Origin of the sequence: Klebsiella sp. HC6 (assembly GCF_022605325.1) — a bacterium.
GTDB classification, from domain to species: Bacteria; Pseudomonadota; Gammaproteobacteria; order Enterobacterales; family Enterobacteriaceae; genus Klebsiella; species Klebsiella terrigena.
The window spans coordinates 803085-819080 of sequence record NZ_CP093276.1 but is presented as its reverse complement, the minus strand read 5'-3'; the positions used below and the strand labels follow the sequence as shown (position 1 = coordinate 819080).

The 15996-nt window shown below is 45.7% G+C and carries 14 protein-coding genes; 5 read left to right on the top strand and 9 right to left on the bottom strand.

The genetic code is table 11. The features are described 5' to 3' along the window. Window positions 1–18: 18 nt before the first annotated feature. The 4 genes from lpxC to MMW58_RS04005 form a co-directional block, all read right to left on the bottom strand. Window positions 19–966, bottom strand: coding sequence for a UDP-3-O-acyl-N-acetylglucosamine deacetylase (gene lpxC / locus MMW58_RS04020; RefSeq protein WP_023302364.1), 948 nt, complete (start codon window positions 964–966; stop codon window positions 19–21). 312 nt (window positions 967–1278) lie between these two features. After that, window positions 1279–1548 (bottom strand): hypothetical protein, encoded by a 270-nt coding sequence (locus MMW58_RS04015; protein WP_223175622.1) that lies wholly within the window; start codon window positions 1546–1548, stop codon window positions 1279–1281. Next, window positions 1532–1936 carry a helix-turn-helix domain-containing protein gene (locus tag MMW58_RS04010; RefSeq protein WP_071532327.1) on the bottom strand — a complete coding sequence of 135 codons (405 nt, stop codon included), beginning with the start codon at window positions 1934–1936 and terminating at the stop codon, window positions 1532–1534. The genes MMW58_RS04015 and MMW58_RS04010 overlap by 17 nt, the downstream gene beginning before the upstream one ends. A 92-nt stretch (window positions 1937–2028) precedes the next feature. Then, a complete protein-coding gene (locus MMW58_RS04005; RefSeq protein WP_016154432.1) occupies window positions 2029–4524 on the bottom strand; it encodes a heavy metal translocating P-type ATPase in 2496 nt (831 codons plus the stop codon). A gap of 81 nt (window positions 4525–4605) precedes the next feature. On the opposite strand from MMW58_RS04005, the gene MMW58_RS04000 reads away from it, so the two are divergent. Beyond that, window positions 4606–5058: a Cd(II)/Pb(II)-responsive transcriptional regulator gene (locus MMW58_RS04000; RefSeq protein ID WP_009654812.1), complete on the top strand. Its 453-nt coding sequence runs from the start codon at window positions 4606–4608 to the stop codon at window positions 5056–5058. A gap of 89 nt (window positions 5059–5147) precedes the next feature. Here the strand turns inward: MMW58_RS04000 and cueR are convergent, their stop codons facing one another. Beyond that, the gene (cueR, locus tag MMW58_RS03995) at window positions 5148–5612 is read right to left on the bottom strand and encodes a Cu(I)-responsive transcriptional regulator (RefSeq protein WP_016154433.1); all 465 of its coding nucleotides are present in this window, start codon (window positions 5610–5612) and stop codon (window positions 5148–5150) included. A gap of 13 nt (window positions 5613–5625) precedes the next feature. Continuing rightward, window positions 5626–8121, bottom strand: a complete 2496-nt coding sequence (locus MMW58_RS03990; RefSeq protein WP_009654818.1) for a heavy metal translocating P-type ATPase — start codon at window positions 8119–8121, stop codon at window positions 5626–5628. Between the two features lie 185 nt (window positions 8122–8306). On the opposite strand from MMW58_RS03990, the gene MMW58_RS03985 reads away from it, so the two are divergent. Together MMW58_RS03985 and MMW58_RS03980 are read left to right on the top strand one after the other, a co-directional pair. Beyond that, entirely contained in the window at window positions 8307–9311 is a 1005-nt protein-coding gene (locus MMW58_RS03985; protein WP_053390103.1) for a cation diffusion facilitator family transporter, read from the top strand. Between the two features lie 45 nt (window positions 9312–9356). Continuing rightward, the gene (locus MMW58_RS03980) at window positions 9357–9719 is read left to right on the top strand and encodes an ArsR/SmtB family transcription factor (protein WP_016154435.1); all 363 of its coding nucleotides are present in this window, start codon (window positions 9357–9359) and stop codon (window positions 9717–9719) included. A gap of 384 nt (window positions 9720–10103) precedes the next feature. On the opposite strand, the gene MMW58_RS03975 is transcribed toward MMW58_RS03980, so the two are convergent. The 3 genes from MMW58_RS03975 to MMW58_RS03965 all read right to left on the bottom strand — a co-directional run bounded on the left by MMW58_RS03975 (window position 10104) and on the right by MMW58_RS03965 (window position 13639). Beyond that, window positions 10104–10352 (bottom strand): hypothetical protein, encoded by a 249-nt coding sequence (locus MMW58_RS03975; RefSeq protein WP_016154436.1) that lies wholly within the window; start codon window positions 10350–10352, stop codon window positions 10104–10106. 280 nt (window positions 10353–10632) lie between these two features. Beyond that, the gene (locus MMW58_RS03970) at window positions 10633–12771 is read right to left on the bottom strand and encodes an AAA family ATPase (protein WP_009654821.1); all 2139 of its coding nucleotides are present in this window, start codon (window positions 12769–12771) and stop codon (window positions 10633–10635) included. Between the two features lie 283 nt (window positions 12772–13054). Then, window positions 13055–13639, bottom strand: a complete 585-nt coding sequence (locus MMW58_RS03965; protein ID WP_009654820.1) for an MFS transporter — start codon at window positions 13637–13639, stop codon at window positions 13055–13057. 408 nt (window positions 13640–14047) lie between these two features. Here MMW58_RS03965 and MMW58_RS03960 point away from each other — a divergent pair, with 408 nt between their 5' ends. Next, entirely contained in the window at window positions 14048–14674 is a 627-nt protein-coding gene (locus MMW58_RS03960; RefSeq protein ID WP_016154438.1) for a Cap15 family cyclic dinucleotide receptor domain-containing protein, read from the top strand. Further along, window positions 14667–15803, top strand: a complete 1137-nt coding sequence (locus MMW58_RS03955; protein ID WP_009654824.1) for a nucleotidyltransferase family protein — start codon at window positions 14667–14669, stop codon at window positions 15801–15803. Before MMW58_RS03960 ends, MMW58_RS03955 begins: the two co-directional genes overlap by 8 nt. Window positions 15804–15996 lie beyond the last annotated feature (193 nt).

The following is a 15996-nucleotide window of genomic DNA, read 5'->3' as shown; positions in this document are numbered from 1 at the left end:
CGAACATACTCATATCCCTTATGACCACATACTTAATGACTCAAAACACTCTTCTTTGGGTTTAGAAAGGATGGTTTCTCTAGTGGCATCATTTTTATATTCACCAACACTCACTAATTCCCATGATTCGACATCATTCAACAGTGCAAGCATCAACTTATTATTTAATGCATGCCCTGACTTATAAGCATGGTAGGCGCCAATAATATTATGGCCTGATACAAAGAGGTCTCCAATCGCATCCAGTGTTTTATGTCGCACAAGTTCGTTATTAAATCGCAGACCTTCCGGATTCAGAACGCTATATTCATCAAGCCCTATCGCATTGTTCAAACTTGCCCCTAACCCAAGACCTTTTTGTTGTAGAAGTTCTACATCACGAACAAATCCGAAAGTTCTGGCATCAGCAATCTCGCTAATATAGTTTTCTTTCGACACTTCAATATTTAATCTATTAGTCTCAGCAGAAATCAAGGGATGCTTAAAATCAATCATAAAATCGATCGAGAACTTTGAGTCTGGATGCAAAAGAGCCCATTTGTCGCCATCTTTTACGGAAACCGTTTTTTTTATCAGAAGATATTTTTTTAGCGCACACTGCTCTATCAAACCAGCGTGCATTATTGAGTCTATGAATCCTCTGGCACTCCCATCGAGAATGGGAAGTTCTGGAGCATCGAGCTCCACCAAGAGGTTATCAAGCCCCATGCTAGACACCGCAGAAAGGAAATGCTCGATTGTTGAAACTCGAACTCCCTGAGGGTTGATAATGCTTGTTGCCAGCATAGTGTCATGAATCTGATCGGCACGGAGCTGAATATCAACAACAGGAGTTACATCTGTTCTACGGAACCGTATGCCACTATCGGCACCAGCAGGCATGATTTTCATGTTAACGGTTTTACCGCTATGCAAGCCAATACCGTTTAATTCAACAATATTCTTGATAGTTTTTTGCTTGATCATGGAGACCTCTGTTTGCTCTAGCGACTAGGCAGAACGTCCGCAACAAGGTTCCATTGATGATTCCCCCTATTGCTCTGTTCATCGTCCTCGCTACTCTCGACTTGGTTCCATTAAAAACCATGAAGTTGATATAGGGTCAAGATTTTATACGATATACACATCAAGCATCTTGCATGAGTCGCACTGACTGACCCGGGTTAGTTACCATCATATTCTTTATGGTTGAGACCATACGGAAATCAGTGAATTAAAAATATTTATTCATCCAAAACACAAATGGTTTTAAGAAAGCCTAATGCCCTTCTTGTAAAATTATTCAAGATAGTCAAGTATGTTTTTTATATTGTCAATTAAGGCGACATGCAGGTCAGGGTCATCACATTCATCTGAATGGCAATAGGAAATATGTTGAAGTATAATTCTTTTTTTGAATTCACTAACTGTACACTCCAACTCATACACCGACCGTACGATATCAATACAAGGTTCATCATCGATTAAAAAATCCTGCATTTTATTATACTTATCAGTCAGATCTTCTATCATAGAAATTAATACGGGGTCATTAACTAACATTGGCATATCTCTCCTCATAATCTGAAAGTAAAGATGGACACAGCGCTGATAAATTCCAATTCCCTTGCTTGCGGTACCGACCGGGAGGAAGATGAAACTTGTTTTTAAAAGCTCTCGTGAAAGTTTGTTGCGAATTAAAACCATACTGAAGTGCAATGTCTAGGACTGTTCTGGAAGTCAATTTCAGATCAATCGCAGCACATGATAATCGACGAGCACGAACATATTCACCCAGCGCAACACCGGTCGTCTGTTTAAACAAACGTTGAAAATGCCATCGTGAATACCCAGACTTCTCAGCAATAAATTCTACTGGCAAGGTTGTATTCAATGAACTTTCAACCCACTGCAAAATATCTTTGACAACACTTTCAGAATATTTCCTGGTGTCCATTCTCTCCCCCCAAACCATATTCTATGAATATATTCAAACCAGAATACGGTCTCTGAGTCTGTCATCCATGAAGAACTCAGGGACCCAACTCTTTATTTTCGTAATAACCTCAGGCCATTTGCCACAACCAGAAGACTGGCACCAACATCAGCAAATACAGCCATCCACATAGTTCCCATTCCCATGAGCGTGAGTACAAGGAATACGGCTTTAATACCTAGAGCGAGGCTGATATTTTGCACGAGTAAGCTGTACGTTTGTCGGGATAATTTTACAAAGGCTGGGATTTTACGCAGGTCATCATCCATTAAGGCTACATCTGCAGTTTCAATCGCCGTATCAGTACCCATTGCGCCCATAGCAAAACCGATATCAGCTGCAGCCAGAGCCGGTGCATCATTGATACCATCACCAACCATCCCAGTGATTCCAATCCGTGAATGCTCTTCAACTGCACGATGTTTATCTTCTGGCAATTGATTCCCTCGAGCCTCATCGATTCCAACCTGAGATGCGATTGCTTTAGCTGTATGTGGGTTATCACCAGTCAGCATAATAGTTTTAACGCCAAGTTCATGAAGTTGTTCAATCGCTTCACGGCTGCTGTTTTTAACAGTATCAGCAACAGCGAACAACCCAAGCACTTGCTTACCATCATTGAGTAAAATAACTGTTTTACCCTGGCTTTCCAGCCTTTGTACTGTTGCTTTAATCTCTGATGGACAATTAAAGTGTTCTTCAGTCAAACGCAGGTTACCAAGGTAAAAATCCTTACCTGTAATCGCGCCATGCACACCTCGCCCAACAATCGCTTCAAAGCTGTCAACATCCTGCTTTTTCAAATCAGCAGAAGCATTCACAATTGCCAGTGAAACAGGGTGATCAGAGTAACTAGCGAGACTAGCTGCAGTAGTACGAACTTCACGCTCGCTCCACCCATTGAATACCATTACGTCGGTTTGTACTGGTTTCCCATAGGTAATAGTTCCTGTTTTATCCAGCGCAAGGGCTTTTAGCTTACGTCCCTGCTCAAGATAAACACCGCCTTTAATGAGAATCCCTTTGCGAGCAGCTGCAGTAAGTCCACTAACAATCGTTACTGGCGTAGAAATAACCAGGGCACATGGACACGCAATGACAAGCATAACTAAAGCTTTATAGATCCACTCCTGCCATGTTCCTGCCCCAAACAATGGTGGCAATACAGCAACCGCAACAGCAATACCCATAACGACGGGGGTATAAATCTGGGAAAAGCGGTCAACAAAACGTTGTGTAGCTGCTTTGGCGCCTTGCGCCTGCTCAACGGCATGAATGATGCGAGCAAGGGTTGTATTATTTGCAGCTGCAGTGACTTTATATTCAAAAGAGCCTGACTGATTTATTGTTCCAGCAAATACAGCATCGCCCGCAATTTTATCGACAGGCATACTTTCACCTGTAATTGGAGCTTGGTTAATGGTGGTTTGGCCTTTGACGATTTCTCCGTCGAGACCAATTCGTTCACCTGGTTTTACCCTGACAATACTGCCCGGTTGTACGCTACTGGCGTCAACTTCCTGCCATGTTCCATCAGCTTGTTGGACCATTGCAGTTTCAGGAGTCAGGTTCATCAGGGAACCTATTGCATTTCTGGCTCTATCAAGTGATTTGGCTTCTATCAGCTCGGCAATGGTGAATAACACCATAACCATCGCCGCTTCTGGCCACTGCCCAAGGACCAAAGCCCCAGTAACGGCAATACTCATTAGTGCATTGATATTCAAGTTGCCATTGCGAATCGAAATCCAACCTTTTTTGTAGGTTGTCAGACCACAAGAAAGCACTGCTATCAAAGCCAACCCAGCTTCTAGCCAGTCAGGCATATCAGCCCAGTGCATCACTTCGGCTGCAAGAGCAGCTACGCCAGCAAGAGCTAATGGCCACCAGGGCTTTTTTTTCTCCTGGGTATTTTTCTTGCCGCTAGTATTATCAGAGACTTCTGGCGCGAATCCCAACGAGCGAATTGCAGCCATGATAGCTTCAAGCGAATCCGGTGTATGGGTTACAGTCAAAACACGCTGCATCAGGTTGAAATCAAGCTCTTTAACAGCGCTCATTCCACCCAGTTTCTTTTTGATAAGATTTTCTTCAACAGGACAATCCATCTGCATAATGCGAATTTCTGTCCGTAATCCACCAGCCACAACCTGCGAGCCCCCTAGGCTACTCAATTGTTCTGGAGCAGCGGAGCAACAATCCCCCTCATGGCCGTGATCGTGGCCTTCATGAGAATGCTCTTGCGCGGCATGAGCATGGTTACATCCCTTATGATTATGCTCATCATGCGAATGCCCTTCGCCGCCATGGCTATGGGCATCATGATTATGGCCTTCATGGTTATGGCCTTCATGGTTATGACCTTCATGGGAATGATCATCACTGCATTTCTTGTGATTATGAGCCTGCTGATCATGTGCATGATCATTTGCTTTATGTGATTCACCAGTATTCTTAACCCGGAGTCCTGTCCCTAAATTGAACGTTTCACAGCAACTAGCCGCTTCGTCTCCTGCAGGGTTTTTGCTATTTTTTACACCACCACTCATTTTCATTGCCTCATCTGTTAACTATACTGACGATTAAAGACCCTAATCTAACTAGAGGGTCAAGCGCATAAGGGGGGAGGCATGAAAATTGGTGAATTGGCCCGTAAGGCGGATTGTCCGGTGGAAACTATTCGGTACTATGAGAAAGAAGGATTACTTCAGGCTCCATTAAGAGATATTGAAAATAACTATCGCCGTTACAACAATACTCATCTGGAAAAGTTATTATTTATCCGACGCTGCCGCTCTCTTGATATGACCCATGAGGAAATACGTGCATTGCTACTGGCAATGAATAATCACGGTAAAGACTGTGGCCCCATTGATGCAATAATCAGTGCCCATCTCACTCATGTTCAGCATCGTATTAAAGAATTAATAGCCCTGGAAATACAACTCAAAGAACTTAATAACTATTGCAGCTCAGACCGGAGCGTGGACGAATGCGGGATAGTACAGAAATTGACTGCTGATGAAGAGAATGGTGATCTTCCTTTAACCGTACCAACTGACCACTTGGGGGGTGTGCATTAGTGGTGTGCGCTTATAAGTTGATTAGACTGATGGCGTAACACAAGCCCATACAGCTTTGTGCTACGCCATCATGCCCTTAAAATAAGGGGTCAGGCTTTTTCCATTTCGTTACCACGAGAACGACGTTGCACTGCCCCTTCTCTCTTACCGGGATGGCTTTTAGCATCAGCGGTCATTAATGTCTGGAGTATTGGGCATTCAACTCGCTCATCCCCAGCACAGCTTTTGATCAGAGCTCTGAGTGTATCTGCCATTCGTCGCATATTTTCCATACGTCGCTCTAAATCATCCATATGCTCTTGTGCCAGACGTTTAACATCGGCGCTCTGGCGAGATTTGTCATTCCATAACTTGAGCAAATCGGCTATCTCTTCAAGAGAAAAACCAAGATCGCGCGCACTGCGGATAAAAATCAGACGATGGACATCATTGGGTGCATAATCACGGTAGCCCGCTTCGGTACGGCCAGTAGCAGGAATCAGACCAATTTGCTCGTAATAGCGAATCATCTTTGCGGAGATTCCTGATTCGTTCGATGCTTTACCAATGTTCATAGCTCCCCTTTTCTTAGTGCTCAGAGTCTTCTGCCAGCGGAGGCTGGAACCGACGCAAACGAAGTGCGTTGCCCAGGACAAATACACTGGATAGCGCCATCGCGCCTGCAGCAAAGATTGGTGAAAGCAGCAATCCATAGGCAGGGTACAGCAGGCCTGCTGCTACAGGGATCAATGCGGCATTATAACCAAACGCCCAAAAAAGATTTTGCCTGATGTTACCTATGGTTGCCTTAGACAATCCAATAGCATTAGGCACACCCTGTAGGTTGCCGGACATTAAGACAACATCAGCAGATTCCACCGCTATATCGGTACCTGTACCAATTGCAAGCCCAATATCTGCCACGGCTAAAGCTGGGGCATCATTAATGCCATCACCAACATAAGCGACCTTACCGTAAGACTCCTTCAACCGACGAACTGCTTCAACTTTCCCTTCTGGCAACACTTCGGCAACCACTTCATCAATACCAAGCTGTCTCGCAATCGCATTTGCTGTATTGGCATTGTCACCGGTAATCATTGCGACTTTGAGCCCCAGTTGGTGCAATGCATTTATGGCAATCGGCGTACTTGATTTAATAGGGTCAGCGACTGCGATAATGGCAGCCAGACGTCCATCAATAGCAACATAGAGTGGCGATTTTCCTTCGTTTCCAAGGCGTATCGCAGTCTTTGAAAAATACTCGATATCCAAGCCTAACTCACGCATAAATCGATCGGCCCCGACCTCTACGCGCTCTCCGTCTACGGTAGCCCTGACGCCCATCCCAGTAATTGAATCAAACTCAGTCAACGCTGGCAGCGATATCTCTTTTCCTAGAGCAGCTTCAACGATAGCGCGGGCAATAGGATGTTCCGAACGTGATTCAACAGCGGCAACTTTTGCTAATACTAAGTCAAGCTCAAACCCTTCGGCCAACTCCAGGTCTGTCATTACTGGGCGCCCTTCAGTCAAAGTACCTGTTTTGTCTACAGCGACAACCCTGGCATCTTTAAGCAACTGCAGAGCTTCTCCCTTACGGAACAAGATCCCCATTTCTGCACCACGCCCAGTACCTACCATGATAGAGGTTGGGGTAGCCAATCCCATTGCACATGGGCAGGCAATGATCAATACAGCCACGGCATTAACCAGTGCGAAAGACAGGGCCGGTGATGGCCCAAATGTTAACCAGGCAAGGAAAGTTAACAACGCTGCCAGCATCACCACAGGAACAAACCATAATGTCACCTTATCGACCACGGCTTGTATAGGTAGTTTAGAGCCCTGGGCTTGCTCTACCATTCTGATTATTTGTGACAACATCGTCTGGCCACCAACGGCTGTTGCACGCAACCTCAATGCTCCTTTCTGGTTAACAGTCCCGCCAACCATTAAGCTTCCGGGAACTTTCTCGACGGGGATAGGCTCCCCCGTTATCATCGATTCATCGACAAAACTTGTTCCTTCACTCACCTCACCATCAACAGGTATCCGCTCACCTGGTCGAACTTCGATAATGTCATCAAGGGCTACATCACTAATGGGAATATCGATGACAATGCCGTTACGCAGCACATGCGCCTCTTTGGCCTGCAATCCAACCAAACGCTTGATAGCCTCAGACGTTCGACCTTTAGCTCGCGCCTCCATAAATCGTCCTAAAAGAATAAGAGCGACGATTACCGCAGCAGCTTCGTAATACACATTGACGGTACCTTGAGGCAAAAGACCTGGAGCAAAGGTCGCAATCATTGAATAACCGAATGCAGCGAGAGTCCCGACGGAGACGAGAGAGTTCATGTCTGGGCCAAGTCTTAATAACGCGGGAATACCTTTCAGGTAAAAGCGCCGCCCCGGAATAGCCAACACCAGCAATGTTAATACAAACTGGAGATACCAGCTTTCCTGGAGCCCAATGGTATCCATTATCCATTGATGCATTCCCGGTATCACATGCGACCCCATTTCCAGAATAAATACTGGTAACGCAAGTACGGTCGCCAGAACTAAATCTTTCTTCAACGCAACCTTTTCAGCATCTTTTTTTTCTGCGGCACTATCATTATTCTGGCTTTGGTTATCAACCAGGCTGGCTTCATAACCGATTTTTTCGATAGCAGTTATGAGGTCATCAACTCCTGCGGTTCCACGTACAGTAGCTCTTTCAGTCGCTAAATTAACAGTGGCTTCTTTTACACCTTTAACCGCTCGGAGCGATTTTTCGACACGCCCTACGCATGATGCACATGTCATGCCCTGAACTGATAACTCTACAGAAGCTTGAGGAACCTCATAACCAACCTTTTCAACTGCTTCAACCAACGCCATACGATTAACGAATGCATTTAGGCGGATATCTGCACGCTCTGTTGCAAGGTTAACGCTTACGTTTTGTACGCCTTCAACCTTAGCCAGAGCGGCTTCAACTCGTCCAACGCAGCTTGCACAAGTCATTCCCTCAATGGGCAAGCTGACTTGAGTTTCACCATCATTAGAATGCTGTTTTTTTTGAATGCTCATGATGTATTTCTCATCGTTATGGTCAGATAAAGAACAACCTTAAGGCTTACCATCGTGGGAAGGTCAAGCGCATTATTTTGAACATGCCGATGCCGTGGAAGGAATGGATATAAAAACCCTTTACATGAACACATATTCATATGTTATATTGAAGGCATCATGTATAACCAACCGCTTGAGGCCCTATGTCACAATCACATGATCACGAGCATGACCATACTCCAGCAGTAACCAGTGCAAACGAGCGTAAAGTCCTTATCTCCTTCCTCATGATATTCACATTTATGGTGGTCGAAGCTGTTGGAGGGATACTTTCTGGCTCATTAGCATTGCTGGCAGATGCAGGCCACATGCTTACAGATGCAGTAGCTTTGGCGCTGGCTTATGCGGCATTCCGTTTTGGCCGTCGAGCTGCTGATAGCAAACGAACCTTTGGATATTTGCGATTTGAAGTCATCGCGGGATTCTTTAATGCCCTGACACTCTTCGCTATTGTGGCGTGGATTGCATATGAGGCATGGGAAAGGTTACAAGCTCCACCAATTATACTGGCAGGCCCAATGCTGATCGTTGCCATTGCAGGATTGTTGGTCAACATATTGGTATTATGGATCATGACCCGTGGTGAGACCGATCATGTTAATGTCAAAGGTGCTATTTTACATGTGATGGGTGATCTATTGGGTTCTGTTGGCGCTATTGTCGCCGCTATTGTCATTTACTACACGGGCTGGACACCGATTGACCCAATACTTTCCGTTCTTGTCGCAGCACTGGTTTTACGTAGTGCCTGGAAATTATTAGCAAAATCGCTGCACATCCTGTTAGAAGGAGCGCCTGAAGATGCCTCCCCAGACAAGGTGGAACAGAGACTAATCAGTTCTGTTAAGGGCTTAGCAGCCGTAAGTCATATTCATGTCTGGCAAATAACCTCAGGTCGGACGATGGCAACACTGGAAGTAAGAGTCAAGGAAGATGTGGACGTAAAAGACGTTGTGAAGCTTGTAAAACAAGAACTTTATGAGCAGTTCAAAATAGAACATGCAACTGTGGGAATCGACTGGAATTACGATCAAAACGATAATACATGCAGCCTTTCACCGACAAAACTGCGTAACGAACACGAACACGAACACGAACACGAACACGGAAAAAAGCATAACCATTCTAGTCCAGGCCACAAACATTAATCAGGCCTCTGGTGATGCACTATCAATTTAGGAGGGAGAATCATAATGTCCAGCACATCAGATTGCGGCAACATACAAGACTGTTCCGCGACAGATCATGTCGCGGAGCCAGATCTATCAATGCTCTCGCAAAACGACATTGGGCAACTTTCCGAGATTTTCCATCTACTGGGGGACCAGTCAAGACTACGAATCCTGCTTTACTGTATGCGTGGTTCGGTCTCTGTAGGCGACATTGCTGAGTCGCTCCAGTTATCACAATCTCTGGTCAGTCATCATCTGAGGTTGTTACGAAGTGCAAGGCTTGTTCGCGGAGAGAGAAAGGGTAAGTACATATTTTATAGCATAATGGATCACCATGTAAGTCATGTTCTTCAGGACATGGTATTTCACATAGCTGAAGAATAACCCGAATGAATTTTGATAAGTAGAGCTTGTGTAATTCCAACTCACCTTAGTTTTTCATTACTTTGGTGAGTTGTTTCATCATTAATTTATTAAAACCTTAATAATTAACCTTTTAATAATGAAACCTGCCCCCTTCCCTTGTATGTAATAAATACCTGATGGTTCACTATCACCAGATAAAGCGAAGTGAGCAGGCCACCTCATGAAGGAGAAACCTTGCTTTGCAAGCTTATTGAATAGCCACGGATAATCTAGTTTGTCTGCTTCGTGCCAAAAGCGGACATTGCTACATCACAATGCGTTATGGTCAACATCAGAATGCAGCCCTTGTGTTGTGACGTGTAGTCTGGCCTAAACGCAGTTGCACTACATTACCTCGTGGGGTCAGCGACGGCCCCGTTTCAGTTCACGTACACAGGGATCATACTCATCTGCATAGCCACCAAAGTCATGGCTGGGCATGAAGTACCACTTTTCACCTTTCCAACCAGCGATCCGGGTGGTCGGTTTGGTTTTATTCAGAACAACAATACAGACGCCGACGGGAGACACTGGAGGAAGAAGTCGTTGCACCACACACTCACGATTGCCCACATCAATCCAGTCTTTGACGTGAATTTCAGGATGGTTCATTGTTTATCTTCATGTGATGGAATTGCTTACCGTAATGCATCCGATTACCGTGCAAGATCATGTATCCTGTCGCCTTCCTGCTCCCTTGAGGTGGCGCTGCCTTGGTACAGTCAGCACTCTGAATGTCAGGCCCAGCCGCGAGGCCGGAAGCTCATCAGGTCGCTGCGGTAGGGGAAAACGGTCCGGGTAACAGACCGTAATCGCCTGCTGGTGGTTATTGGCCCTGACTGGAGCCGCACTGAAAACTGAAGCGCATTAATATACTCGCGCCTCCGACAGGTCAGGCAATTTCTTCCAGCGCATCGTCATTTGCCGGTGGAGGAGGAAGTATAAGCGCGTCGCACTCCCTGATGACATATTCAGGAATGAGATCAAACCGGGCAGGATCCAGCTGACAGATAAATTCATTTTCAATGTGGTAGGTCTCATTCATGAATTTACGTATTACTGCGTTCTCGAGTCCGGTCTGAAGCAACCTGAACACCTGCAGTTTCTCGTAGCCATTACGGCAGAGCAGATAAAGCGCACGTATACGATCCGGGTCGGTGAGCTGAACGAAAGTGGCCTGGTAGTCAAAGCCGGGAATGCGATCGGCGATTGCCTGGCAGCCGAAGGCAACTTTTTCTGCGGACATTTCAGGATGTCCCACTCCCTGCACAACGGGTTCACGGGTGTCGATGGGCGTTTCACGGTGATGAAAAAGGTTTGACAGCACCTGATAGGCATCACCGAGGTCGTCCATAATTTCATAATGTCGGCGAAGATAGATCAACTTGATGATGTCTTCACTATCAGAGTCAGTGACAGACTGGCAGATCTGAGCAAAAGTGCGGATATCACTTTCACCGATGAGCTGCTCGGTGATGCAGCCTGCGCTGTAGTGCAAGTGTGAGGCCGTAACCAGATTACTGAACAGCTTCCTGACGGACTTCAGTGTATCAATAATAGGCTCAACATCGTGAGTCAGCATCAGTACCGTTTCATTTTTCAGGCACTCACCGGTATTGCGGCGAAACAGCATCTCCAGGATGGCAAATTTCTTGTTCTTATCAAACGATGAAATCGGGTCGTCAAGAATGATCAGGCCTGGCTTCTTGGCTAAGCATTCATACATAAACAGAACAATGGCAAAGGCGTTGCGTTCACCGTAGCTGAGATGCTGGCTGCCGCCGCTGACGTAGCCTTCAAAGTCTTCGTGGCGCAGTTTCAGCCGACATTTATCGCCTTCCCCAGTGATATCCACCTGATAACGATAGCCTGCGTAAGCCAGAAAGGTATTGATATCGGTTTTATGCTTGAGGATCAGCTTCTGCATGCCCTGACGCTGCTTATTTATTTGACCCTGCAGGCGTCCGGCCTGCGTCGTCAGGTCGTCTAAAGAGGTATTGAGACTGGCTACGGTGCGGGCCGTTTTATCCGACTGCAGCTCCGGGAAAAACTTCACGTCTAGGCGACAGGCTTCCAGTGCAGCCTTGACGTTGGTTGAAGCGCTGAACGTAAAGCCGTTAAGAGTCTTAAGGGTATTCAGCATATTTATCAGGCTGTCTGTCTGCTTCTTCACTGTCACGAGATATTCTTCGTGCTGTTTTTCCAGCCCACTTTTTAGGGTTGTAATATCAGCGAGGCGGGCACGGGCAGGCTCTGAAAAATATTCGCCGAGTTTATCTAGCACGCCGATCAGGCCGATCAGGTTTTTAATGACAGCCTTATCATACTCCGCGCTGACGCGGCTAATCTGCTCGGCCTTTTCACGGGAGTCGCCAGTACAGAACGGACAGCAGCCGTCGGATAGCGCGGAGAATTTCTCATACCCCCGGGTCTGCCACTCGATCCACTCTACGCTGCTTTTACTTTGGATGTACGGCTTATAAGATTCCAAACCGTCGGGAATGTGCTGAAGCTTGTTGCCAGCGGATAAGCCTTTCATACCGGTAGACGTTTTTGCAATCCCGGTACTACTCAGCTTAAATGCGGCGCTGAGTTCCCCCAGGTGCGTGATGAATTCTTCAAGCCCGACGTTATCAGCAAACTGCTGCCGTATGGCCACGACCATGGCTTCGATTTCGCGTTCTGTCTCGTGATACGCTTCACTTTTGATGAAGATGTCAAAACTATTACTTACTAACTCGTCTGGTTGAAAAGTGAATTGATCGACATATTTTTCATTAAAGCACATGACGTTTTGCAGGCCATCGACACCAGTTACCCTAGGCTGTACTGCATCGGGATTAGAACCACGGTATCTAAACGGAAGCAGGTCGCTGAGACCCTGTTCATCCCCGTTTACCGTACACTGAATCGCGCGGGAAATGGTGCTTTTTCCGGTGCCGTTAGGCGCAAATTTAATATTTAGTTTTTTTTCTGCCAGAGTTATATTTGCTTTATCGATGTTATTACAGCAATTAATTTCAATTTCCATACCTAATCCTTTACGGCAAAGACACTGAGCAGGCCCCGTATATTGCAGGCCCGATTAATTATTTAAGCTGAAGCCAGAACATATAAGCACCGTTTCATTTTTGAGTAAAGCACTCCGGGATTCGCCCTTGGTACCGCAGCGCCGGAGCAGTTGTTTTATAGAGCGTATGTACGGCGCTTGTGATGTATGTCCGCTTCGTGCCAAGAGCGGACATTTGCACCCTCAGTACCCGCACCAGACTAAGCCGGCTCAGCAATGTCGGCGTTGCTGATACTGACAGACGTTATGCCGTTTTAAAGCGACGTTTCCGGTGTATCACCATGAGAGCGACAATTACCGCCACCGCAATTGTCGCGGTCCCCCGGAAGACGACTGATGAATCTCCTAGGATGATTTCCATGAATGATGATAAAAACTGGCCGGAGAATATAGCCATAGAAAGCCAGGCAAGGTTACGTCCCCGGACGCGAGCGTGACTCTGCTCGACTGTCATATGATTCACAAGCGGCACCGACAGACCAAACCCACAACTCATTAAAACCCCGCCAGCGATGTAGAACACTACATTATCAGCGAATGAAAATATGAAATGTCCGGCAGCGTAGCAGCTAAACGCCGTGTACAGATTTCCGTACTCACGTAAACGCGCTATGAGGCGCGGCATCATCGCAGCAGCCCCGACGGCGACCAGTGAGATAAACGACAGAAAGTATCCGGTTTCTGCTGCCCCAATAGCCATGCAGCTAAACACCTGCGGAATGATGATAATGCTGGTGAAGAAGCAAATCATGGACAGCAGGGCTGCAAAAAGCACAGGCGCTAATCGAGTCGCACTCACCGATTCGCTTTCTCCGGCGTTTTCATTCATGTTTTCTGTCCCAGAGGACAATTGTTACGGCACAAACGCCAGCTGCATAACCAGAAGAACCTAGGCAAAAAGATGAAGCAAAAACGGCCACTGCCAGCCAAGGGTTGCAAGTAATCCGCCTATAAACAGAAAAATGACACCGCCCAGCTCAATCAACATTCCCTGCGAAGGTATCATTTTCAGGCAAGCCTGACCGCTATGAAACGAGGAAATCAATCCGGTTCCTGCTGACATGACGATGGCGGTATCTGACTGAAATCTGGATGTATCTTCTTCCAGATCTACTTAAAACTCGTTCTGATAACCATACCGAGAAATAACTGTCAATCCATCCATATCTAGGGTTTGATATAGTAAAATTACCTATATATAGTTTTTTTAGTTTTCATCTCACTTGGACGCCATTTCATGAAAAGTCACGAGTACATTGTGATTTGCGGTTTTAACCGCAGTAAAGTCGGCCGATATATTGCCATTGTTGCCTCAGTTATATCGTTCGTTCTGATTTTACTAGCACTCACACTAATCGAATGGCTGAAAAACTTTCACATTAACAGCCACATACCTGCCTCAGTTTTTTCACTTATTAGCGCCGGTGGGATCTACATGGGGTTGTATACATGGTTTGATAAAAATCTCTGGCATAACACCTACCTCGGGAAATTTTTATGTGTGCCAAATCTTGCAGGCCGCTGGAATGTTGAAGGCCATACCCGATCTGAAGGTGGTAAACCCTGGGAAGGTGAGCTGAGAATTGTCCAGTCATGGGACAAAGTCAGAATTCATCTGAAAACTCAATCATCGCATTCGGATAGTGTGACAGCCTCCATCATTCATGACGAGGGAATTGGTTACCAGCTGCTTTATAACTACCGCAACCAACCCAAGACAGGTGAAGAACACCTGACTTCACATGTTGGATTCGCAGAGTTCAGGTTCGACGACGGACTCAAATCTGCTGAAGGCCATTATTTTAACGGTCAAGGCCGGGCTACTTACGGAACAATGACAATCACTAGGATCGACAATGTCTAATTCATTTAGTGCGCGAATTGAACGCATGAAGTCTCGTCGTAAAGGGACATTCGATCAATTAAACGTAGCCAGAGAGTCAATCAGTAACCAGAGGATTGATGGACTGGAAAACTATGCTTTGCTAGAAGGTTTCCTGGATTTAAATGAAAGTTGGGAAACCAGGGGAAAACAAGATTCTGCAACCCGCTATGTTATAGGTGCCATGCAACCGGTTGATAACCGCTATACCGAAATTTCTTTTGAAACTGCCAAGCGTATTGAGAACCAACTGGTAAAGAAATTAGATCTTAATCTGGAGTTTCGTGTCCAAGGCTCTGTACCACTGGATATTCATATTAAAAGTTTCAGTGATGTGGATCTGCTGATTATAGACACTCAGATGCTTATTTATGATAGCGACGGTATTGGCCGCTACACCCCTACGAACAAAAATGATGGGGATGTCATCCTTGAACTCAGGGATGCCGCTAGGGATGCCCTGAAAGCAACTTTCCCTGCGGCAGATGTTGATGACAACAACGCCAAATCTTTGAGAATAACGGGAGGGTCTTTGCAGAGAGAAGTGGATGTGGTGCCAAGCATCTGGTGGGATACCAAAGAGTACCAACATACTAAAGATGTAGATCAACGTGGGGTCACTATTATAGATAAAAACACACGTCAACGTATCTACAACCTACCTTTCCTCCACATCAAACGAATTAAAGACAAATGCGATCAATGTAATGGAGGATTGCGTAAGTCTATTCGTTTTCTTAAGACACTAAAAGCGGATAGTGAAGCTGAGGGTACTAAAATTGAACTCAGTAGTTATGATATTGCCTCGCTGATGTACCACGCAGATGGTAACAATCTCCGACATAGCCAATACTACGAGCTGGCTGTCCTTGTAGAGACTCACAGATGGCTAAATTATCTTGCACAGAACCCTAATGCTGCAATGCTGCTCTACGTTCCAAATGGCACCAGAAAGATAATTGACAAGAATGAAACTTTTGCCGAATTGCTTAAACTGACGGGAATGGTCAATAGTATTGTCACTGAGGTGCTGCGTGAAATAACCGGCCAGCCTACTGAATATTACACACCCGCCAAAGGAATTTTACTTATAAAACAAGCGGTTTACTAACAGGATGCTATCAAGATCCACTTATTAAGTGGATCTTGAATCATCCGCGACTATTTGCCGGACAGCGCTAGTCATTCCGGCTTAAGCGCTATTATGAGATTTATTTCCAGTTTAGTATGAGTCTCCGTACTAATCGTTGATTGAAGAGACATACATGCTGGATAACTCTTAATGGGGTCAGTTTGGATATCGA